Genomic DNA, 21,957 nt, shown 5'->3' on the forward strand with positions numbered 1-21,957 from the left:
GCATCACGCTCTATACGGGCTTGTTTCAGCAAAGCTTCGTTCTCGTTAGTTAAACGAGACATTTCTTCTTTAGCTGCTTCTGCTCTTAATAAAGCATCTTCAATAGAACGCTCTCTTAGATAAATGGCAGCCATAATAGGCTTCCAGGCAAACTTAGCCAACAGGAAAAACAATATCGCGAATGATATCGTGGTCCAAAATACTAAGCCTAATTCCGGGGTAACTAAATCCATCTTATATAGAATTTTTAATTTTTTAATTTTTTAATAACCGTACCTGTTGCCAATCGCTACAGGTACGGTTAATTTTTTCCTTAAGGGATGAGAATTATCTCAAGCCTAAGAATGATACTACCACACCGAACAAAGCAACACCCTCAACAAGAGCGGCAGCGATGATCATTGCAGTTTGGATTTTTGCAGCAGCTTCTGGCTGGCGTGCGATACCTTCAACGGCTTTACCACCGATTTGACCAACACCGATACCGGCTCCGATTACTGCTAAACCTGCACCTAATGCAGCGATACTTCCAATCATTGTTTTAAATTTAAAGTGAATATATAGTATATAGTTATTTACAATTTTAGTGGTGGTGCTCTTCAATAGCCGTTCCGATAAACAACGCGGTTAACAGCGTAAAGATAAATGCCTGCAATGCCGCCACCAGCAATTCAAGCACATCCATAAACACCACAAATGGTACAGATACTACCGATACTGCAGCGCTTTTAAATACAAATATTAATGATATTAAACTCAGTACGATAATGTGACCGGCAGTGATGTTAGCAAACAAACGTATCATCAATGCAAACGGTTTAGATATGATACCTACTAACTCTACAGGCCACATGATAGGATATAACCATACCGGCACATCCGGCGCAAAAATGTGTTTCCAGTAGTATTTATTACCGTTGATGTTAACGATGATCAGTGTGATTAACGCCAATACAAATGTCACCGCGATATTACCCGTTAAGTTGGCACCACCCGGAAAGAAAGGCACCAAACCGATCAGGTTATTGATCCAGATGAAAAAGAAGATAGTTAGCAACAGCGGCATAAAGCGCTGGTATTTGTAACCAATATTTGGGCGTGCGATATCATCACGTACAAACATAATGATTGGCTCCATGAATGATTGCAAACCCTTAGGGGCTTTACCTTCGCGTTTTTTATACGCTGATGATACACTTAAAAAGATAATCAACAATATAATAATCGACAACCACATACTTACCACGTTGCGGGTTATAGATATATCGATCAGTTTTTTATTTAGTTTTAAAACGGTTGCAGCTGGCAATAGGCTATCCGCACCTTCAACAATATTTACTTTGTCCTTAACTAAACGGTAGGTGTAATACTTACCGGTGTAATCTGCATGGCCATGCTCAAATTTAGCTGCAGAAAATGTCTCTAAACCTTTATCGGTATAAAGAACAATTGGCAGGGCTATAGACACCTCGCCACCCAGGTGCAAAAAGTGCGAATCGGCGATGTGTTCAAGGATAACTTCGCTGGGATTAAATTCTTTTTCAGTTTCGGCATGTGCGGCCTCAGCGTGACCCTCTTCATGCTGTATAGCAAAAGTTTTACAAGAGAAAAAAGTTAAAAAAACGCCTAAAACAAGGCCCAGAGCTATTTTTTTTGTTTTCAAAATGTGGCTAAAATACATTGAATGAGTGTTTTTTACTTTCGATTTTGGTTGCGCAAGTTACGCAACAGAACGTAAACTTCAAAGCCTGTATTTAAGAAATATAAATAAGAAAAGTTGAGTAAAAACACGCCGTTGTCAATGTGTAATTTTAACACAAAAAGCAGGGCAAAAACCATGCATCCTATCATCTTAACAATGGTAGTTGCCAGGAAGGCCTGGGCGTACAACCCTGGGTTGATATGCTGAATAAATAACACAGAAACGATTACGATAAAAGTAAAACCGGTTATAAATGTAAACAGCACCCAAAATTTGGCCAGCAGCAAATAGCCGTAGCCTGTATAAGCAAGCACTAAGGGTACCGAAGCAAGCAGCAAGGCGAACAGCAGGAATGATAAAAGCACTTTAAAAGGGCTCAATTTTTTACGGATCTGAAAACAAGGTACAACGATGCAAATACCCCTAATAATGACAACGACGCGATGGCCCATTTGGTAGTGTGCTTACCGGCTTCATCTATTTTGTAACCAATAAAGGCAAAAACCCCTATTACTACAATCATTTGAAAAGCAAGGCCAACATATTTGGCATATACATTAACTTCCCCGCCCTTTTCATTTTGTTCATTTTCTGGCATCCGCAAATTTATTAATCCTATTGCATAGTATTTAGTAAATTAGCGTTTGCTTTTAAAACTGTTGCAATAATCGCTATCGATTGTTGTTAAAATACAGCGCTTACCTAAAAAGATATACATTTTGAGTCGAACTTTTGCCCTTTTACGATCAACGCACCTGCATAAACTATTGCCTGCGTTGCTGATTGTAATTGCAGGTTGCTCGCTCGAGAAAAAAAGCGCAGTTAACCGAGGGCTGCAAAACCTTACCGCCAAATTCAATATCCTTTTTAACGCCAATGAGATCCTTGCCGAGAAACAGGCCAGCTATGCGGCAAGCTATATAGATGATTACAACGAAATACTGAGCGTTTACCGTGATATTACTGCCCAATCCGGTGAGCTGGATAAAGACCTGGAGCTGGTAAAACAAAAGGCCAATAACATTATCAGTGTAAAAGAGCAAAGTCACTACATTGGCGATGCCTATCTGCTGCTTGGCAAGGCCAATTTTTTGCAGGGCAATTATTTTGACGCTGTAGAATACCTTAATTATGTAACCCGCACCTTCGGCGACAATGTCGACCTGCGCCAGGAAGCACTGGTTTGGAAAGGCAGAGCTTTAATGTACCTCAAGAAAAACGATGAAGCAAAACTGTCGTTAGATAGTGCCCTTCAGGATATTAACCCCAAAAAGAAGATCACTGCTGATATTTACGCTGCCAAACTTCAGTACGATATCAATACCCAAAACTACGCCGATGGCGAAGAGATGGCCAGGCAGGCAATAGCACACAGCAATAATAAGGTACAACAGTTGCGCTTAACGTTTATTTTAGGCCAGTTGCAGGAGCTTAATCAAAAACCTGCTGACGCAGTAACGAGTTATGGCCGCATAGCAAAAAGCAATGCAGCATTCGACATGGCGTTTAACGCCAACCTCAACCGTATCCGCATTGAGGAGAGCCAGAACGGGGTTAAGGTAAGCCGGCTTACCCGCCTCCGATCATTGCTGCGTAATCCCAACAATAAGGATTTTACCGACCAGATCTACTACCAGATAGCTACCCTGCAATATGCCGACAACGATTTAGACAATGCAATAAAAAGCTACAAGCAATCTGCCCAGGCAAGTCAAAAAAATCTAAATCAAAAAGGGTTATCTTACCTGAGGCTTGCCGATATCTACTTCAAAAATAAAGCAGATTACACCGGCGCAAAAACTTACTACGATAGTACGCTCATGAGCCTATCGCCCAATTACCCCGGCTTTATGGCGATACAAAGAAAGGCCGACAACCTGCAGCTATTGGCAGATAGATTACAAACAATAAGCAGGGAAGATACACTGCAATCGCTCGCGGCGCTTGATGAAGACAAGCGGAACAAACGTATAGACGAAATGGTTGTCAGCAATACATTGCAGGAACAGGCAGTTGCTGTGGCATCGGCAAATGCACAAGCCGACCCGCTGTTTAATGATCCGTCGTCGCCGCAGGCAAGCACTCCAAACGGTGGTAATTTTTACTTTTATAATACCACAGCGCTAAGCCAGGGGTTTAGTAATTTCAAACGCGTTTGGGGCAACCGCAAACTGGAAGATAACTGGCGCCGCAGTAACAGAACAGCCAGCGACCTTACTATTAATACCTTAAACACCGCACAAAACGTAGACCCTGATGCCCTGCCCGACCCACTGCAACGTAGCACTGCTAAAGTAAATGCAGGCAATTACCGGCAGGATATTGTACAGAATTTGCCACTGACCCCGGCCCTGCTTGCACAATCAAACCTTCGTGTGTATAATGCTTACCTGGATATCGCAAATTTTTACCGCGATGTTTTAGTCGACAAAAAAGAAGCGATTGCAGCATATGAACTTATCCTGGCCCGCTTTCCGGATAATCCTAATAAACCTGCTATCTACTACAACCTTTACCGTTTGTACAGTGAGTTAAACGCAGCACAATCCGATAAATTCAAAAACCTGGTGCTAAGCCAATATCCCGAAACGCCGTTTGCCAAAACTATCCTCGATCCGGAGTACAGTCGCCGGCTTAACGATGAGGATACCGAATTCAGCAGCCTTTACAACAAAGTGTATGATTTATACGCTGCCAAAAAGTACCCGCAGGTAATTACTGCGGCTAACAGTTTGCTGGGCCAGTATCCTAATAACCGCTTTGCTGCGCAGCTGCTATACCTGCGCACCTTTGCAGCAGCGCATCAGGAAAATTTACCGCCTTTTAAAGCCGATCTGGAACTGATAGCTGCTAAATATCCCGATGATAAACTAATCACTCCGCTGGTTAATCAACACCTCACCTATGTTAACACCAACCTTGCAGAACTAGCCGCACGGCCAATAGTTATAACGGATGGTAACGGAAACGACCTGGAATTTACTTTACCTATTGCAGATAAACAGCAAACGGAATATCGCCCGCCATCTGTAGGCAGGTACGAGCCGGTTGCAGACGTACGCGCGCCCGAAAAGAAACCTGAGCTTGTGGTGGCCAAACCGGTAACACAGCCTTCAGTACAGCAACCGGCAACTCAACTTACCAAAGTAAAACCACCGGCGTTGACAAAAGATTCAATAGCAATGGCCCCGCCATTAGCAGCACAACCGGTTGTGCCTGTTGTTACCAATCAACCGCAGGTTACACAACCTATTGCTCAACCTGCGCCGGTACCTGTTAAAACCATATCTAAAATCTTTACCATGCGAGATAGCTCGCGTTATTACTTTGTAGTAAATGTAAATTCGGGCACAATCAATGTGGCATCATCACGTTTTGGTATCGGGCAGTTTAACCGGGTGCAATACCAGGGCAAAGGCATCAACCATTACCTTAAAAATTCCGGGCCGGATAATCAGTTGATATACGTCGGCCGGTTTAACAGTTTAGAAAGTGTGAAGGATTATGCGCGTGCTATTATCCCGCTGATGCCCGATATAATGAAGACGCCGAAGGATAAATACAGCTTTTTTATAATAACCCAGGAAAATCTGGATAAATTAGCCGACAAAAAAATACTGGATAGTTATATCGACTATTACCAGGCAAACTATTAAGATACATGATCGCTAAAGTTTCTCAAAACGATATTAAACGCTACAACTGGTATATATGGCGCATAGTGATTGCCGGTTTCGCGTTCTTTTTATTAATGATACTTCTTATAGCGTTCCAGATATTCGGGCCGCTGCCTTCTTTTCGTGAATTAGAAAATCCTAAAAGCGATCAGGCCTCACAGGTAATCTCAAACGATAATAAGGTTATCGGTAATTATTACATTAAAAACCGTACGAATGTAACCTATAAGCAGTTGTCGCCAAATGTGATCAACGCACTTGTTGCTACAGAAGATGCCCGCTTTTATCAACATTCGGGGATAGATTTCCAGCGGTCGTTCACTATCGTGTTATATAACCTTATTGGTAAAAAACAAGGTGGCAGTACCATTACACAACAGCTTGCCAAAAACCTGTTTACCGAAAAAACGCATAACCCCTTTGTACGTGTCATTCAAAAATTAAAAGAGTGGATAACTGCGGTAAAGCTGGAACGCAATTATACTAAAGAAGAGATCCTGACACTGTACTTAAACACGGTTGACTTTGGCGCCTACAATACTTATGGCATCAGCTCTGCATCGCGCACTTATTTTAATACCACGCCGGATAAACTAACGCCAGATCAGGCAGCCTTATTAATGGGAATGATCAATGGCCCCGGCATTTACAGCCCTATTAACCATCCGGATAATGCTATTAACCGCCGCAACTTTGTGTTGCGCCGGATGGACGAAGAAGGTTTTTTAAGCGCTGGCCAGGCCGAGGAATATAAAGCGAAACCGCTGGGCCTTACATTTCGCCCTACCGATCATAACGATGGTATGGCCACTTACTTTAGGGCGGTTCTGAAAAAGGAAGTGCAGAAGCTTTTAGTTGACAAATCTATCCTGAAACCTGATGGTGTTACGCCTTTTGACCTTGACCGCGACGGGCTGAAGATATATACCACAATTGACGCTACCATGCAGCAATACGCCGAAGAGGCGCAACAGGAGTACATGAAAAAACTGCAGGCGCAATTCAATTCGCATTGGAAAGGCATCAGTTTATGGAAAAGCATCCCGACGTTTAAAAGCTTGTTAGATAAAGGCATGCACCGCAGCGACAGGTATATCTATCTGAAACAGATTGGTAAATCTGACGAAGAAATAAAGGATGATTTTAACACGCCGGTAAAAATGAACCTGTTTACCTGGCACGGCGATATTGATACTACAATGAAACCTATCGATTCTATTGTGTATTGTAAAATGATGCTGCGTAACGCCCTGATGAGTATGGACCCTACTACAGGATACATTAAAGCTTGGGTAGGCGGGACCAATTTTGAGCATTTTAAGTACGACCAGGTTAAGATGGGCACGCGCCAGGTAGGTTCTACCGCTAAACCTTTTACCTATGCTGTAGCCGTTGAAAATGGCTTTTCGCCTTGTATGCAGGTACCAAACGAGCCTATCACTATTACTTATGATGACCAGGTTTGGTCACCCCGTTCATCGCCAAGTGAAACCGTACCGGGTGTTATAACCCTGCGCACAGCTCTTGCACGCTCGCAAAACTGGGTTACTGCCTATGTTATGAATGAGGTAAAGCCAAAACCCGTTGCCGACCTTATTAAAAAGATGGGGATTACCAGTCCTGTGCCCGAGTTTCCGTCGATATGTTTAGGAACTTTCGATGCATCGGTTTTTGATATGACGGGCGCTTACTCGGCATTTGCGAATGAAGGCCTATGGACCGAGCCTACCTTCCTGCTCCGCATTGAGGATAAGAACGGCAACGTATTATACAATAACACACCAAAAGTTGTACAGGCCCTAAATCCTGAAACAGCTTATGTGATGACTTACATGCTGAAAGGTGTTATTGACGAGGGTACCGGTTATCGCCTGCGCCGCGATTATCATATCATGAACCCAATTGGCGGTAAAACAGGTACTACTAACGATAACTCCGACGGTTGGTTTATCGGCATTACACCGCAACTGGTTACCGGTATCTGGACAGGCTGCGAAGACCGCGACATCCACTTCCGCTCTACCCGGTTGGGCGAGGGTGCCAATACCGCCCTGCCAATTTTTGCCGGTTACATGAAAAGGGTGTACGCGAATGCAAACCTTGGCATCAAAAAAAATGTTGACTTTGTACCACCAAAATCCGGGGTAAGTATAACCCTCGACTGTGGCGCTTACAGTCAGCAGCAAAAGGGTACGAATGAGGTGGAGAAAAAGTTAGACTTTTAGATAGTGGTGAGTGACGAGTAATGGGTTGTGAGTAGTTTCTAACTTAAAACTCATCACCCAAAACCCATAACTGATCCAATGGAAAAATTTGATTACAGGGAAGCTTTAAAGAATATACCGCATAAACCGGGTGTTTACCAATATTGGGATATTGAGAAAGAACTGATCTACATTGGTAAGGCAAAAGACCTGCGCAACAGGGTGGGATCGTATTTTAATAAGGATACCCAAATCAACGCTAAAACACGGGTGCTGGTCTCTAAGATCCGGGCGATAACCTTTACCATAGTTGATACCGAGGTTGATGCATGGCTGCTGGAAAACAGCATGATCAAAAAGCATCAGCCTCGTTATAATGTGATGCTTAAGGATGATAAAACTTATCCCTGGATCATCATTAAAAACGAAAACTACCCCCGTATTTACTGGACGCGCCGCATCATTAAAGACGGATCAAAATACCTTGGGCCATACGCATCGGTAAGCATGATGCACACCATCTTGGGCCTTATTAAAGAAACCTATCCGCTACGAACCTGTAACCTGCCGCTCACCCGCCCTAACATTGAAAAGGGCAAATTTAAAGTTTGCCTGGAGTATCAACTGGGCAACTGCAAAGGCCCCTGCCAGGATTACCAGTCGGAGGCCGACTATGATAACAGCATAAAAGAAATTACGGACATCCTGAGCGGCAAGATTGGAGCAGTAGTGCGTAATCTAAAGGGCGATCTGGAGAAAGCAGTAAGCGAATTAAATTTTGAACAGGCCCACCGTTTAAAACGCAAACAGGACCTGCTGGAAAATTACCAGAGCAAGTCTACCGTTGTAAATTCATCAATCACAGATGTAGACGTTTTCAGCATCGCATCCGAGGAAAAATACGCCTTTGTTAACTTTTTAAAAGTTATGAACGGCACAATCACCCAAACGCAAACTATCGAACTGAAGAAACGCCTCGACGAAACCGATGAGGAGCTGCTTACCATAGCTATAACAGAATTCCGTACCAGGTATAATAGCCACTCCAAAGAGGTGATCGTACCGTTTGACATCGACCTGGAGGATGCATCAATCAAGTTTACTGTGCCTAAGCTGGGCGAAAAACGCAAATTGCTGGATCTGTCGCAGAAAAACGTCTTATTCTTTAAAAAGGAAAAGATAGATCAGTATGAGAAGCTAAATCCCGATGTACGCACAGAGCGGCTGCTTACCTTGATGATGAAAGATTTGCGTATGAACCAGTTGCCCAAACACATCGAGTGTTTCGATAACTCTAACTTTCAGGGCAAGTACCCGGTATCTGCCATTGTGGTTTTCCGGGATGCCAAACCATCCAAAAAGGATTACCGGTTCTTCAATGTAAAAACTGTTGTCGGTCCCGATGATTTTGCCACCATGGAAGAAGCGGTTTTCCGCCGTTACAGGCGCGTTTTGGACGAGGATACAGGCTTGCCCCAACTGATCATTATCGACGGTGGTAAAGGGCAGCTATCGTCGGCCATGAAGAGTTTAAAATTGCTTGGGATAGACAAGCAGGTAACCATAATCGGTATTGCCAAACGCCTGGAAGAACTTTACTATCCAGGCGACCAATATCCGCTATACCTGGATAAACGGTCCGAAACATTAAAAGTAATTCAGCAGTTGCGTGATGAAGCTCACCGTTTTGGTATTACCGCCCACCGTAAAAAACGTGACAAGGGAACACTTGCCACTGAACTGGAACTGATAGATGGTATTGGCAAAACCAGCGCCGAAAAACTACTTAAGTATTTCAAATCGGTAAAAAAGATTCGCGAAGCAACTGAAACGGAACTGCAGGAGGTTGTAAACCTGAAACAGGCAAAAGCAATTTCGCAGTATTTCAATCCGGCAGTGAGTGGCCCCACCGGGCTTGAATCTCCCATATAAGCTCAAACAAAAAGCCCATCCGGAAATCCGGATGGGCTTTGATATTTTACCGAGCAGGCTTTAAATTATTGCCCGTATTTCCAAAGGTTAAACTCATAATCAAGTAAAGCCTTTTTAACTTTTTCAGATTCGTAAAGCTTATCTATACCCTGCGCATAATCGCGGATACGTTCGTCTTTATCATTAGATTGTTTAACTATATAACTGGTAAATAAACGCTTTGCAAACACATCATCAAAACTTAAACCGGTTGCATCGTTATTACGGCTCACAGCCTCTTTAGTGGCTAACACCTGGCGGGCTTCAGGGAAATAGATCCAGAAAGCAGGCTGGTAATCTAAATCCATACCGGCAGCCTTTGGCTTAATTAGCGGAGCAATACCTATAATGCGCGGCTCAAATATCGAGCGTTGTTTATCAAAAATCCAATCTTCCTTGATACGGAACTTGATCACGCTATCAGGGTTAAACTCACCTGCACGTACTTCTGATCCTGTTTTGTTACCGTCTTTATCAAACCTGTCTACCACGCTGCTGTCAGCCATTCTGCTGCGTGCCTGCGCAGATGACATCGGTTTTGAGAAAGCGTCGCCTCCCGGGTCGTCCTTTGTAGATGTTGGGTCATAAGCAGTTAATTCACCGGCATCAATAGCGGTTAGCAGTACATCAATCAGCCTTTGCTTAGGCGATGCCATGTACTGGTTCATTTTTTCGCGCAGGTCAATCTCGCGCCAAACACGTTTAGCAAAAGTAACATCCGCTTCGCGCAGGTTGGCGTAAGGTGTAACCTTGGCACTTAAAATGTTGTTCTTTTTATAATAACCATCCATAGGCCTGTCAAAAGGCTTTAAAGCAACTTTTTTACCGGTATCTAAAACTGTTTGCTGAGCGTTTGCACCGGCCGATGTAACGGTACTCGGCGCGCTGGTTCTGGCAGCAGTAGTTCTTTTAACCGGCCTTTTAGTGGCTGTCTTCCTCTTTTGCGCAAAAGAAGCCGTACAAGCCAAACAAAGTGCGATGATCAAAAATCTCTTTTTCATAATCTTTTAATTAGCCGATAATACTATCGGGTCAAGTCCGCGTTGCGAGCCGTCCGGGCCAACCGCTATGATATCCTGGAACACCACAGTTGTTCCGGGTGTTACACCATTCATTGCCGATTTCATGGCTGATGACAACTCATTGCCACTGGTTGAATAGGTAACAACATCCTGCCTTGGCTTAATAATAAGCAGTGTAAACCTGGTCACGTTAAACTTAGCGTCGAATTCAAAATTCTCCAGCTTCGCAAAAATCCTGTCCTGAGCACGGATATTGGCCGCGCTGGTTTTACCACCGCTTTTGCCGGCAAATTCAGGTCTAGGATCTGGTATACGTTTTACACGGAATAAAGTTGACCCTAAGGTTTGAACCTTGCCCGGCGATAATTCACCAGATACCGAAACTGTTGCCGTACCTAACGAGGTAACATTTGCAGTGTACTTACCACCCGAGCCGCTTACCGAGCCGCCCTGTATACTTACACGCAATTTTTCTTTTGCGATACCCGGCGCTGATACCGAAATAGGGTTTGGAACACCAATGTACAGTACGTTCATTTTATCCGGAGATACTACTGCCGATGGCCGTGCTACCTGATAGGTTTGCGGTGCGGTTTTGTATGTTTTAACAGATCCGTCGTTTTGTTTTACGTTGATGGTACCAATCCAGGTGAAAACACCTTCGCTGCCGGTACCTACAGTGTACTTGCCCTTACCATCCGCAACAGAAAGCCTTGATCCGTTAACAGAAATATCCGGACTTGATTTTGAATCTGACGCGGTAAGGAAAACCTCAGCGGTGTAGGGCTGGCCGGCTATTACATAGCTGGATGGTGCCACTGCTACTGCCGAAAATTTATCAAGGTTAACAACCGCCTGGTCAACTTCGCCTAATATCTTTTTGACAACTTCGTTCTCTGCATTCTTGTTATCCGCCTGGATCTTAGCCAGTGTGGTTAAGGTTGCACCTAAAGGGATACCATCGCCGAAATAAGCTTGCTGCCAGGTTTTTTGACCTTCTTTACCTTTAGGCGGATCAATAGCGTTTAAAGAAAAGTTGATGCCTGTACGGTCTTTTTCTGGTAGTAATTCCAGCAATTTCTGGCGGGTCTCATCAATCTTAGTACGTAGCTGATCAGCTTTTTTATTAGCGATCATTACCCGCGGTGATATATCCAGGTTATCCCTTGCTTCTACGTCGCCAATCTCCGGATTAATTCCTCCACCATCTTTGATCAGGGTAGCCTTCAATGTTTCGATGTAGGCATCTAACTCAGCAGCTACGGCACTGGCTTTTTTAGCCTTATCATACACCGGTTTAGCTCTTTCGGGCTGCTCTTTTAACTTGGTTTTTTCAAAAGCCGAGTAGGTGTTATCAATACCTGTAGTTACGTTTTTTCTTGAAGTATCTAAGCTGTTTGTTATGTTTTTAAATGCATCCAGTAAACTATCTGGTACGTTCAAAGCTACTAGCCCTAAAAGCACCAGGTATAGAATACCTATCATCCGCTGTCTTGGGGTTTCTTTACCTCCGGCCATTCTGTAATTTATGTAATTTCAGTTTGATTAAATATTGTTAATTAACCCCGGGGTTGGTTCATTGCGGTTAGCATGTTACCATAAACTGAGTTTAACGAAGCCAGGTTTTTAGCTAAACGGCCCACTTCATCTTTAAACTGTTTAGAATCATCTAACGACTCGTTAAAGTTATTCATGGTTAACGATAGGTTTTTGTAGAAGCTGTTCATCGCTTTAAGATGCGCGCTTGAGTCCTGCAACTCTAATTCGTAAACCGCGTTTAATGACGACAGGTTTTTAGCCAGGCTGGTTACCTGGTCATGATATGCCTTTGAATCAACATTGCTGTTGGCCATTTCTGTTAAGTTAGCAGTTGCCTTATCAAAGGCAGTTGCTAAATTATCGTAGCTGGCAGTTGCCGATTTTACTTTGTTTGTAAACGCAATAGTTGCATCACCTGCATCGGTAACACGTGATATCGCATTTACCTTATCGCCAAAAGTGCGTAAGCCGTCGCCCAGGCTACCAATTAACTCAGGACCAATTTTAGCATCAGCCAGCATTTTGTCTAAAGCGGCCGTATTCGAAAAACTATCACCAGCTGTTACGGCCGGCCTTGCAGATGCTTTTGGCAATTCGCCGGCAAAATCTTCGTTCAGTTCCGGATACACCCGCACCCAGTCTACCTCTTTATCCTCCCTTTGTAAACCTAATATCAAAAACAACAGTGCTTCGGTACTTAAACCAACGGTGATAAATTCTGTAGCGAATTTCCAGTGCTGAATTTTAAAGAGCAAACCGATAATTACAACCGTAGCACCGATTGATATAATATTACCTATTCCAAAAGGTTTTTTCTTCCCTGCCATAAATTTAGTAAATGATGATTTTATATTTAGTTTGTTTGGTTTTAGCGTTTGTCTTTAATATCGCGGCCCAGGTACATGGTTACGCAACGGAAACCGATGTAAGATTTTGCGGTATCCTGATATTCAAAGCTACGTGTAGAATTTTGAAGGAAGTAACCGATGTCTTTCCATGAACCGCCGCGTACAACTTTACGCTTAAGTACTTCCGGATCACTGGCCTTAGCTTCATAATTAAATGTAGGAGATAGGTCATGAACAAATGTTGATGCCGACTCATCGTAAGCCGATAAAGTCCACTCAGCTACGTTACCTGCCATGTTGTACAACCCAAAATCGTTAGGGAAGTACGAGCGTACGTTAACCGTGTAGGCACCGCCGTCGTCAGTATAATTACCACGGCCTGGTTTAAAGTTTGCCAAAAGGCAGCCTTTTGCGTTTTTAATGTACGGGCCGCCCCAAGGGTAATCTGTACCAACCCGTCCGCCACGTGCAGCATATTCAAACTGGCTTTCGTTAGGTAATTCGAACGGTAAATTAGGCTCTTGCCCGCGTGCATGTTTAGCGCCCTCGTTAAGGCGGGTACGCCATGCCGAAAACGCGCGTGCCTGGCGCCAGGTAACACCAACAACCGGGTAGTTACGGTAAGCCGGGTGCGAAAAATAACCTTCAACCATCGGCTCATTAGCCGCATATGAAAAATCGTTCAACCAAACCAAGGTATCCGGGTAAACGGTTACTGTATCACGTAAAATGAAATCAGACCGTTTTTTTGTTCTGTCGTTGCGGTAGTTTGATGCCTCGCGGTAAGTAAAAAGGGCATAGTTGTATTTCAACAAGCGTACATCTATCTCGTTACGATCAAAAACACGGTCGTCGCCCTGATAATATAAGCCTTGTAATTTTTGTGCGTTTCCGGATGCATTTTTGCCTCTACGGCCAAAAGGAGGGTTTTTCTCAACATATTTCCAGTCTATCCACTTTTTACCGCTCGGATCATTTGCTACGCCCTTTTTAGGCTGCATGTAATATTTCTGATCGTTAAGGTAATTGCTAATGGCAATTGAATCTCGCACCCAGTTAACAAATTGTTTGTATTTGGTGTTCGATATCTCGGTTTCGTCCATAAAAAAAGGTGGAACGGTAACCTGCTTCACCTGTGATGTTTGCGCGAACGTTACATCCTGATCTGTTTGGCCCATAAGGAAGGTACCGCCCTTAATGTACACCATGTTAAGCGGGATAGTGGCCCTGAATGAGCGCTGCCCCCTAACACCAGTTACCTCGCCAGACGTATTCCCGCCCCCTAAGCTCCCACACCCGGATAGTATTGCACCGGCTAAAACTATTATTAAAAAGTAAACTTTTTTCATTCCGTAATCTACAAAATCAGTAATATATTGTTCAATTGCTTAACGCACAATGCACCCCCGAATATATCAATATTTGTGCATCCTAAAGCAAAAATGTTTTACATCGTCAAAATAAGAAACATTTTATTGCCTCTTAAACAAAACCTAACAAATAATAAACGTTTAAGCAACAGCTGCGTAAAACCGCAACAGCGCATTAATACTTAAGCGTATATACGTTAAAATCGAAAAAAAGTTGCAAGGTAGTGCAAGTAAACCCAATTATTTGTTGGCCTGCTTAACGTACTGATCTATAGCCATTGTCATTGATGGCGCAGCAGGTGTTGGTGCAGGGATATCCAGGATTAAACCGGCAGCTAAAACAGCTTTGTGCGTTGTAGCACCAAAAGCTGCTATGCGGGTGTTATTTTGCTTAAAATCCGGAAAGTTTTGGTAAAGTGACTGAATGCTTGATGGGCTAAAGAACGCGATGACATCGTAAAATACTTCGCGCAGATCGGTCAGGTCGCTGCATACGGTGCGGAACAATACTGCAGGAGTAAAGTTGTAACCGTTATCAAGCAAAAACTTTTGTGTTTCTTCGGCGGCTACGTCAGAACAAGGGTAGAGAAATTTCTCGTTAGAGTGCTTTTTCAATACCTCGGCCAGATCGGCAGCGGTTTGCTTGCCGAAAAATATTTTGCGCTTACGATATTGAATATATTTTTGAAGGTAAAGGGCTATGGTTTCTGAAAGGCAAAAATATTTCATTTCTACCGGCACCTCAAAACGCATCTCCTCGCATATCCTGAAAAAATGGTCGGCAGAGTTACGGCTGGTAAAAATAACAGCGGTAAAATCGGCCAGGTTGATCTTCTCTTTGCGGAAATCTTTTGCAGGTACGCCCTCCACGTGAATAAATGACCGGAAGTCAATTTTCAAGTTAAGCTTTTTAGCCAGCTCAGCGTACGGATTTTTATCGTTCTCAGGTTTTGGAAGAGTAACTAAAATACTCTTAACCTTTTTCTTTCTGTCTTCCAATGCTATATGCTATACGTGTGTCCTACCTAAAACCAATATTAAGTGCCTTAATCAGTATCAAAATTGGGCAAATTTCGAGGGCACAAAGATACACAAATAAATAAAATTTGTGAAATCGGAAATTTGAAATAATACCAACGCTGCTGCGCAGATATTGCCATACAAAAATCACTACTACCAAAAGCAGCGTAACTAACAGTAAATAAGGAATAAACTTATCTGCAATGAGGCTGAAACACAGCGCCACGGGCAACAATACAAACGATATATTAAAATAAGTTAACGATAAGGTGTTGATATATTCACTTACCAGCTTGTTAATGTCAAACACAAAGCCTAAAAACTTAAGCACCAAAAACTTAGTGGCAAAAAGCATAATGATAACCACCGATAGGGTAAAGAACAGCTGGAAACCACTGATGGTGTAATAAACTTTGTAAAACCCGGCTGTAAGCAGGTACAGGAATATACCGAACGTGAACCCGAACAGCAGGAATAAACCGATGAACGTCCAGGCGTTGATTGGGCTATCTTCTTTACCTGCCAGGGATATACTGCGACGGCCATAAAAGGACTGAAAAATGTTACTCATATCCTTACTGGCCGCTATATTGATAGCTGCAGTAAACAATAACAAAAGAATGATTATGGCTATTACCCAGGGGTCGCGCGAGGGGCGGCTATGACCGTAACCCTGTACACTTTTTGACCGGGATGAAGATAGATTAAGGTACTGGTTGCCTTTGTAAGCCCCGGCCTTTAAAATGCTATCGACAAACATATTGCTGCGCAACGGATCAGGGGCAACGATATATACCTTAGCCAGCGAATCTGACACGAACTGCTGCCTTAGCACAGTTGCATGTGCAACAGAATCTAAAAATGGCAATGGACCGCGGTGGCGCGCCCTCGCCGGAACGGTGTCTGCAACTACTTCCGTCGAGTCTTGTTGCTGGGCGTAAACAGCACCACATTGGGTAAAAATAATAAGGCAGAGATAAATCAACCGGCGCATCGCTGCAAATTTACCTTATTAAACTTAAACCGCTACTTTTATAGCGGTTAATCATTCGCATTTATTTTTTGATGAGTTTAAGCAATTTATCAAATATGGCGGTGTTACTGTAAACGCCCCTAAAGTCTAACGAGTGCGGGCCGTAAGCAAACACGGGCACCGGCGTGCCGGTATGGTCGTTCGTGCTAAAATCGCCGGATACGTACCCGTTGCTAATGTTACCGTCCAGCAAAGTAAGGCCGCCGGTTTCATGGTCGGCAGTTACGATCACCAGCGTTTCGCCGTCCTGATCGGCAAAGCGCATTGCATCTCCTACCATACGGTCAAAGTCACCATTCTCAGTTACCACCTGCGCCAGGTTATTATTGTGTCCGCCGTAATCCACCTGCGACCCTTCTGCCATCATAAAAAATCCTTGCGAATGATTTTTAAATGTGTTTACCACTTTATTAAACGCCAGTGGCAGATAGTTACCCCTGCCGGAAACTTTAGGCCGTGTGACGCTGTCGTCCATTAACGCAAGGATCTTCGGGGCTTTGGAATTTAGAAAATCATCAAACTTGCGGATAACGGTATAGCCCCTTTGGGTCATCTGATCCACCGGTGATGGGCCGTTTGCAGTAGGTTGTGTAAAGTTGGCATAACCGCTTCCCAAAAAAATATCAACAGGCGATTTTACAATATCATTCGCAATATCAGTGAATTTGCTACGCTCGCTTTGATGCGCGTAAAAAGCGGCTGGTGTAGCATCTGCCAGGTCGCAAACAGCGATATCAGCAGTTTTCTTACCCGCCTCCGCACTGTATACCGCTAAAGATTTAAGCGGCTTACCGTTAGGCAGCACACCAATTGCCCGGTTATTGGTTTTTTGGCCGGATGAAAATGCAGTGGCACCCGCCGCAGAATCCGTAATGTAAGTATCCGCAGCATTGGTTACCGAAAAGCCGATGTTTAACATCTGAAAAATATTAAGCTGCCCTCTATTGGCCGTGTAAGTGGCGTATATTTGGGCAAGCCCCATTCCATCGCCTATACACAAAATAATGTTTTTTACTGTTTTAACCGCACCATCTGTTTTATAAGTAGGCTGATAAATTGGGTAGGACGCATTTGCCACATACTCATATGCTTTTTTATGATTTAAGAAATCGCCAAGCTCTTCTATTTTATCTGTACCGATAACATCTACGCCTAAACGCATCAGCGCAAGCCAGCTGCTTTTTGTATCTGGTGTTTCATAAAAACGAATCGATTTTCCGGCTTTGTGCACACTATCTATACCTGCCTTAATTTTTAAGAAGTCGGCTACCGGTAAAACGCCCTTGCCATTCCAGCGCACATACTTGGTGAATGGCATACTCACCAGGCCTATCTTTGTTAGTTGCGAATCGGTATAACCGTTAATACTGTTGACATCAAATGACATCCAAGCCGGGTAGTTAGGCATTACAGCCGGGGGAGGCACTGCCCCTGTCATTACTATCGACAGCCTGCCGGGACGGCCGGCATAATCAAAATATTGTTCCAGCGGCTTTAATTCGCTCATCACCAGCGGCAATACCGCCCTGTAATCATTTTTGATCTCTATGAGTAGCCTTAGCCTGCGTTGCTGATCGGCCGCCAATTTTTGAGTAAGCGGCTCTATGTAAAGTTTTTTGAATGATCTCGAAGCGACTATTTCCCTGGTTGCATGGGCAACCATCAGTTGCCCGTCAACAGCGTAAACGTCTGCCTCAATAGAACCGAAACCTTTTTCGTAAGCCCGAAAAAAGGGAATATTGTTTTTATAGTCGTTATGCGAATGGGCATCAGCAACGCTATAGGGCTTTGTTTGCGAAAATGCGAAGCCGTTACCTGCAACTAAAAGCGCCAGTATTGCTGCCCTGCTTAAAATCTTTATCATCCGGTTAATTTTTTCAAAACTAACCCTTTGAAGTTTAATATAACTTAAAGCGTGTGTTAAGTCCTTAAGATCGAAAAACCAATCGCGAAAGTTAAGCGTTGAACTGGCGCAGATGATGGTCGGTATGTTTGTACGCCATTCGGCCAATTTGCTCATCTGTCATCCTTCCAAAAAACGGATGGACAAACCCCGGGTTAAAGTAATTTGCGTACCGTTCTATCAGGGCTATCCATTTTGCTTTCTCAGCAGCAAGGTCGGCATGTGTATCTTTTATTTGCAACTCCGGTGTAGTGGGCGAATTTCGGCGTATCGGATTATCGTCGTTTAAAAAGCTTTTCAATGCCATCTTACCAAATATGCGGCCGATAAAAACACGCTTGCTAATTAGCTGCCCGGCAATCATTTCTTCCCAAAGCCTGCAATGTTTAGCCATTTGGTAAACATTCATTTTACCCCATTGGGCAGTATTGGTTTCGTTTAATGACCCGATGCGCGCAATCAGTTCGTTCCGGGTGTTGGCATCAAAAATAGTTTTCATAATAGGGCTTTAATTTATCAGATGATCAAAATTAGCTTAATTACCATCCGGTTTTCAGTCGTTATTACGACAACTTAAAGGGGCAAATGCGCCAGGTTTATATCTTATCAAATCCATTTTTGGAAAACTTCAGCAGGCGGGCACCATGCAGAAGCGTATAGCGTATATTTGCGGCTTCAAATTTCAAGCACATGGCCGGCATCTATCTTCATATCCCCTTTTGTAAGCAAGCCTGCCATTATTGCGATTTCCACTTCAGCACATCTCCAAAGTATAAGGATGAAATGGTACGGGCGCTGGTAAAAGAACTTACCCTGCAAAGGCGCTATTTGAATAATGAAACCATCGAAACGATATATTTTGGTGGGGGAACACCGTCTGTACTGTCGGCAGATGAGATCCAGTTATTGATAAACACCATTACCGAACTGCATACCGTAGCGGCAGATGCCGAAATAACGCTTGAAGCTAATCCGGATGACTTAGATCACTCCAAATTAAAAGCCTTGCGGCAAACCCCGGTTAACCGCTTCAGTATCGGCATCCAGTCGTTTTTTGACGAAGACCTGTTTTGGATGAACCGCGTGCACCGCAGCAGCGAGGCTGAGGCATCGGTTAAACGGGCTCAGGATATTGGTTTTGAGAACATCACCGTCGACCTGATCTACGGTTACCCCTTACTTACGGACGCAAAGTGGAAACACAATTTAGATACGGTTTTTGGGCTGGGCATACCCCACATATCGGCATACTCTATGACGGTTGAGCCGCTGACCGCTCTTGCCACATTTATCAGCAAGCACAAACAACCACCCATGAGTGAGGAACAAAGCGCCGCACAATTTATTGCGATGCTCGATGCAATGGGAACAGCTGGCTTTGACCAGTATGAGATCTCGAACTTTTGCAAGCCTGGTCACTACTCATGGCATAACTCTAACTATTGGAAAGGAGTAAAATACCTGGGTATCGGACCGTCTGCACATTCTTTTAATGGAGATACAAGGCAATGGAACATAGCTAATAATGCAAAGTATATCAAAGCAATAACAGAAGAAACGGTTCCGGCAGAAACAGAGGTGCTAACCCAGGAAAACCGTCTGAACGAATATATAATGACATCCCTACGCACTAAATGGGGCATCGACCTGGATAAATTAGATAGGATTGCTGGCGGCTCGTCAACCCAGTTACTAAAATCAGCAAGGCAACATTTTGAAGATGGCAGCCTTATTTTGCAGGAAGGTGTTGTGGTCCTTTCGCCCTCTGGTAAGCTTTATGCCGATAACATCGCTTCCGCACTGTTTTTTTAGTTAGTAAATCGCCTCTCGCTAAAACACTTCAGATAGCATTTAGTTGTTGGATTGTAGCCGACTAATAAAACCGCGGCAATGTTTAGAGCGTATCTCTCCATACAATAAAAACAAAAACATTTTACATCTACCTATGAAAAAATTAATTATCGCGGCCATTGCTTTAGCAACTATTGCAATTGCCCCAACAACTTACGCGCAAACCAAAATGGTTGGCGGCGCTGCTATGTATCCAACAAAAGACATTGTTGACAATGCTGTAAACTCTAAGGACCACACTACCCTTGTTGCTGCTGTTAAAGCTGCCGGACTGGTTGAAACTTTAAAGTCGGCAGGACCGTTTACCGTGTTTGCTCCAACTAACGAAGCTTTTAACAAAGTGCCTAAGGATGCGTTAGCCAGCTTATTAAAACCGGAAAATAAAGCTGCACTTACCAAAATTTTAACTTACCACGTGGTATCTGGCAAGCTAAGCGCTGCCGACCTGATGGCTAAAATTAAAGCAGGTGGCGGCAAAGCCGAATTAAACACCGTGAGCGGCGGCATTTTAACTGCTATGGCACAGGGTAAAAAAGTTTACCTGGTTGATGAAAAAGGCGGCAAATCATGGGTTACCATTGCCGATGTTAACCAAAGTAATGGTGTTATACACGTGGTTAATACGGTATTAATGCCTAACTAAATATCATTGCTGGTAGCTTTTGTAGTTATACTACTATCAACGGCTAACGTAATTTAGTAAATGCAAATAAGCCCGGATGCTTCGTCTCATCCGGGCTTATTATTGTCAAACCTTTTTCAGAAAAAGATATTGGATATAAACAAACAACGTAAATAGTTAATTTCGCGTTAATTTGACGTAAACAGTTTTACCGCATGAGTTTATCATTAACCCCTATTGATAGAGTTGACCACATTACCCGCGAGGATTTTATCAATAACTATTTAAAGCCACGTAAACCGCTGGTGATCAGCAAAGCTACCGACACCTGGCCGGCGTTGCAAAAATGGACCTTTGATTACCTGAAGGAAATTGTTGGCGACCAGATGGTGCCGCTTTACGATAGCTCTAAAGCAGATCCGTCTAAACCGATCAATGCTTCTGCTGCGGAGATGAAGTTTGGAGATTACATCGACCTGATACAAAAAGGCCCTACAGATCTGCGCATTTTCCTGTTCGACCCAATAAAACATGCACCTAAACTGCTGAACGATTACCGCTCTCCGACAGACCTGATGGGCGGTTTTTTAGATAAATATCCCAATATGTTTTTCGGCGGGCAAGGTTCTGTCACCTTTCTGCATTACGATATCGACCTGGCGCACATATTTCACACACATTTTAACGGCCGCAAGCACATCATTTTGTTTGAGAACAAGTGGAGTGAGCGGTTATATAAAATCCCCTTTGCTACCTACGCTTTAGAAGATTACGACATCGAAAACCCGGACTTTAAAAAGTTCCCGGCGCTGGACGGCATCCACGGGCAGGAAACTGTTTTGGAGCATGGCGAAACCTTGTTTATGCCTACCGGTTACTGGCACTGGATGAAATACCTTGATGGGTCATTCTCCATATCGTTACGTGCCTGGGACAAATCATGGAGTGTTAAGGCAAAAAGCCTGTACAACCTTACCATACAGCGCAAGTTTGATGATATCATGAAAAAGAATTTCCGGGCCGGTTATATGGATTGGAAAGAAAAGTTGGCTGTTAAACGTGCTGATAAAGCACTTGCCGCCGGCCAGCCGCTATAACGCTTTACGTAATATTAATGCGCACTTAACAGATATCGCATTTTAATTCCGTTATTTTGCTTAAAATCGGGCAAATGGTTACCTAAGTGTAACCATTT

The 21,957-nt window shown here is 43.5% G+C and carries 18 protein-coding genes and 1 pseudogene; 6 read left to right on the forward strand and 13 right to left on the reverse strand.

Annotation, left to right across the window (positions count from 1 at the left end; translation table 11 throughout):
- The 5 genes and pseudogenes from ACE5CV_RS12465 to ACE5CV_RS12485 all read right to left on the reverse strand — a co-directional run.
- Window positions 1-233: pseudogene (locus tag ACE5CV_RS12465) on the reverse strand (F0F1 ATP synthase subunit B); the annotation flags it as partial.
- A 94-nt stretch (window positions 234-327) separates the two neighbouring features.
- A complete protein-coding gene (atpE, locus tag ACE5CV_RS12470; RefSeq protein WP_374950541.1) occupies window positions 328-537 on the reverse strand; it encodes an ATP synthase F0 subunit C in 210 nt (69 codons plus the stop codon).
- 46 nt (window positions 538-583) lie between these two features.
- Window positions 584-1,663 (reverse strand): F0F1 ATP synthase subunit A, encoded by a 1,080-nt coding sequence (atpB, locus tag ACE5CV_RS12475; protein WP_374950504.1) that lies wholly within the window; start codon window positions 1,661-1,663, stop codon window positions 584-586.
- 32 nt (window positions 1,664-1,695) lie between these two features.
- On the reverse strand, window positions 1,696-2,082 hold the full coding sequence (locus ACE5CV_RS12480; protein WP_374950505.1) for a hypothetical protein: 387 nt from the start codon (window positions 2,080-2,082) through the stop codon (window positions 1,696-1,698).
- Complete coding sequence (locus ACE5CV_RS12485) at window positions 2,079-2,300, reverse strand: AtpZ/AtpI family protein (RefSeq protein WP_374950506.1); 222 nt, start codon at window positions 2,298-2,300, stop codon at window positions 2,079-2,081. The genes ACE5CV_RS12480 and ACE5CV_RS12485 overlap by 4 nt, the downstream gene beginning before the upstream one ends.
- A 121-nt stretch (window positions 2,301-2,421) precedes the next feature.
- Between ACE5CV_RS12485 and ACE5CV_RS12490 the strand changes: the two genes are divergently transcribed.
- The 3 genes from ACE5CV_RS12490 to uvrC all read left to right on the forward strand — a co-directional run bounded on the left by ACE5CV_RS12490 (window position 2,422) and on the right by uvrC (window position 9,515).
- On the forward strand, window positions 2,422-5,358 hold the full coding sequence (locus ACE5CV_RS12490) for a tetratricopeptide repeat protein (protein WP_374950507.1): 2,937 nt from the start codon (window positions 2,422-2,424) through the stop codon (window positions 5,356-5,358).
- Window positions 5,359-5,363: 5 nt separating this feature from the next.
- Window positions 5,364-7,604, forward strand: a complete 2,241-nt coding sequence (locus ACE5CV_RS12495; RefSeq protein ID WP_374950508.1) for a penicillin-binding protein 1A — start codon at window positions 5,364-5,366, stop codon at window positions 7,602-7,604.
- A gap of 78 nt (window positions 7,605-7,682) precedes the next feature.
- Window positions 7,683-9,515: an excinuclease ABC subunit UvrC gene (gene uvrC / locus ACE5CV_RS12500; RefSeq protein ID WP_374950509.1), complete on the forward strand. Its 1,833-nt coding sequence runs from the start codon at window positions 7,683-7,685 to the stop codon at window positions 9,513-9,515.
- A 65-nt stretch (window positions 9,516-9,580) separates the two neighbouring features.
- Here the strand turns inward: uvrC and gldN are convergent, their stop codons facing one another.
- The 8 genes from gldN to ACE5CV_RS12540 form a co-directional block, all read right to left on the reverse strand.
- Window positions 9,581-10,555 carry a gliding motility protein GldN gene (gene gldN, locus ACE5CV_RS12505; protein WP_374950510.1) on the reverse strand — a complete coding sequence of 325 codons (975 nt, stop codon included), beginning with the start codon at window positions 10,553-10,555 and terminating at the stop codon, window positions 9,581-9,583.
- A gap of 6 nt (window positions 10,556-10,561) precedes the next feature.
- Window positions 10,562-12,094 carry a gliding motility protein GldM gene (gene gldM, locus ACE5CV_RS12510; RefSeq protein WP_374950511.1) on the reverse strand — a complete coding sequence of 511 codons (1,533 nt, stop codon included), beginning with the start codon at window positions 12,092-12,094 and terminating at the stop codon, window positions 10,562-10,564.
- A gap of 41 nt (window positions 12,095-12,135) precedes the next feature.
- The gene (gldL, locus tag ACE5CV_RS12515; RefSeq protein ID WP_374950512.1) at window positions 12,136-12,942 is read right to left on the reverse strand and encodes a gliding motility protein GldL; all 807 of its coding nucleotides are present in this window, start codon (window positions 12,940-12,942) and stop codon (window positions 12,136-12,138) included.
- 41 nt (window positions 12,943-12,983) lie between these two features.
- Complete coding sequence (locus ACE5CV_RS12520) at window positions 12,984-14,312, reverse strand: SUMF1/EgtB/PvdO family nonheme iron enzyme (protein ID WP_374950513.1); 1,329 nt, start codon at window positions 14,310-14,312, stop codon at window positions 12,984-12,986.
- Between the two features lie 261 nt (window positions 14,313-14,573).
- Window positions 14,574-15,338 carry a uroporphyrinogen-III synthase gene (locus ACE5CV_RS12525; RefSeq protein ID WP_374950542.1) on the reverse strand — a complete coding sequence of 255 codons (765 nt, stop codon included), beginning with the start codon at window positions 15,336-15,338 and terminating at the stop codon, window positions 14,574-14,576.
- A 16-nt stretch (window positions 15,339-15,354) separates the two neighbouring features.
- Complete coding sequence (locus ACE5CV_RS12530) at window positions 15,355-16,347, reverse strand: DUF4271 domain-containing protein (RefSeq protein ID WP_374950514.1); 993 nt, start codon at window positions 16,345-16,347, stop codon at window positions 15,355-15,357.
- A 61-nt stretch (window positions 16,348-16,408) separates the two neighbouring features.
- Window positions 16,409-18,250, reverse strand: coding sequence for an alkaline phosphatase (locus ACE5CV_RS12535; protein WP_374950515.1), 1,842 nt, complete (start codon window positions 18,248-18,250; stop codon window positions 16,409-16,411).
- 91 nt (window positions 18,251-18,341) lie between these two features.
- The gene (locus ACE5CV_RS12540) at window positions 18,342-18,788 is read right to left on the reverse strand and encodes a DUF1569 domain-containing protein (RefSeq protein ID WP_374950516.1); all 447 of its coding nucleotides are present in this window, start codon (window positions 18,786-18,788) and stop codon (window positions 18,342-18,344) included.
- 191 nt (window positions 18,789-18,979) lie between these two features.
- On the opposite strand from ACE5CV_RS12540, the gene hemW reads away from it, so the two are divergent.
- The 3 genes from hemW (at window position 18,980) to ACE5CV_RS12555 (ending at window position 21,859) form a co-directional block, all read left to right on the forward strand.
- On the forward strand, window positions 18,980-20,101 hold the full coding sequence (hemW, locus tag ACE5CV_RS12545) for a radical SAM family heme chaperone HemW (protein ID WP_374950517.1): 1,122 nt from the start codon (window positions 18,980-18,982) through the stop codon (window positions 20,099-20,101).
- 133 nt (window positions 20,102-20,234) lie between these two features.
- The gene (locus ACE5CV_RS12550) at window positions 20,235-20,783 is read left to right on the forward strand and encodes a fasciclin domain-containing protein (RefSeq protein ID WP_374950518.1); all 549 of its coding nucleotides are present in this window, start codon (window positions 20,235-20,237) and stop codon (window positions 20,781-20,783) included.
- Window positions 20,784-20,977: 194 nt separating this feature from the next.
- Window positions 20,978-21,859, forward strand: coding sequence for a cupin-like domain-containing protein (locus ACE5CV_RS12555; RefSeq protein ID WP_374950519.1), 882 nt, complete (start codon window positions 20,978-20,980; stop codon window positions 21,857-21,859).
- Window positions 21,860-21,957: the final 98 nt, after the last annotated feature.

This window comes from Mucilaginibacter sp., assembly GCF_964263795.1.
GTDB lineage: Bacteria > Bacteroidota > Bacteroidia > Sphingobacteriales > Sphingobacteriaceae > Mucilaginibacter.

Excerpts from the sequence above, each read along its gene's own strand:
- ACE5CV_RS12535 (WP_374950515.1), bottom strand. The coding sequence starts at position 18,250 with ATGATAAAGATTTTAAGCAGGGCAGCAATACTGGCGCTTTTAGTTGCA.
- ACE5CV_RS12485 (WP_374950506.1), bottom strand. The coding sequence starts at position 2,300 with ATGCCAGAAAATGAACAAAATGAAAAGGGCGGGGAAGTTAATGTATAT.
- gldL (WP_374950512.1), bottom strand. The coding sequence starts at position 12,942 with ATGGCAGGGAAGAAAAAACCTTTTGGAATAGGTAATATTATATCAATC.
- gldM (WP_374950511.1), bottom strand. The coding sequence starts at position 12,094 with ATGGCCGGAGGTAAAGAAACCCCAAGACAGCGGATGATAGGTATTCTA.
- ACE5CV_RS12520 (WP_374950513.1), bottom strand. The coding sequence starts at position 14,312 with ATGAAAAAAGTTTACTTTTTAATAATAGTTTTAGCCGGTGCAATACTA.
- ACE5CV_RS12550 (WP_374950518.1), top strand. The coding sequence starts at position 20,235 with ATGAAAAAATTAATTATCGCGGCCATTGCTTTAGCAACTATTGCAATT.
- ACE5CV_RS12540 (WP_374950516.1), bottom strand. The coding sequence starts at position 18,788 with ATGAAAACTATTTTTGATGCCAACACCCGGAACGAACTGATTGCGCGC.
- gldN (WP_374950510.1), bottom strand. The coding sequence starts at position 10,555 with ATGAAAAAGAGATTTTTGATCATCGCACTTTGTTTGGCTTGTACGGCT.
- hemW (WP_374950517.1), top strand. The coding sequence starts at position 18,980 with ATGGCCGGCATCTATCTTCATATCCCCTTTTGTAAGCAAGCCTGCCAT.
- ACE5CV_RS12530 (WP_374950514.1), bottom strand. The coding sequence starts at position 16,347 with ATGCGCCGGTTGATTTATCTCTGCCTTATTATTTTTACCCAATGTGGT.
- atpE (WP_374950541.1), bottom strand. The coding sequence starts at position 537 with ATGATTGGAAGTATCGCTGCATTAGGTGCAGGTTTAGCAGTAATCGGA.
- ACE5CV_RS12555 (WP_374950519.1), top strand. The coding sequence starts at position 20,978 with ATGAGTTTATCATTAACCCCTATTGATAGAGTTGACCACATTACCCGC.
- ACE5CV_RS12495 (WP_374950508.1), top strand. The coding sequence starts at position 5,364 with ATGATCGCTAAAGTTTCTCAAAACGATATTAAACGCTACAACTGGTAT.
- uvrC (WP_374950509.1), top strand. The coding sequence starts at position 7,683 with ATGGAAAAATTTGATTACAGGGAAGCTTTAAAGAATATACCGCATAAA.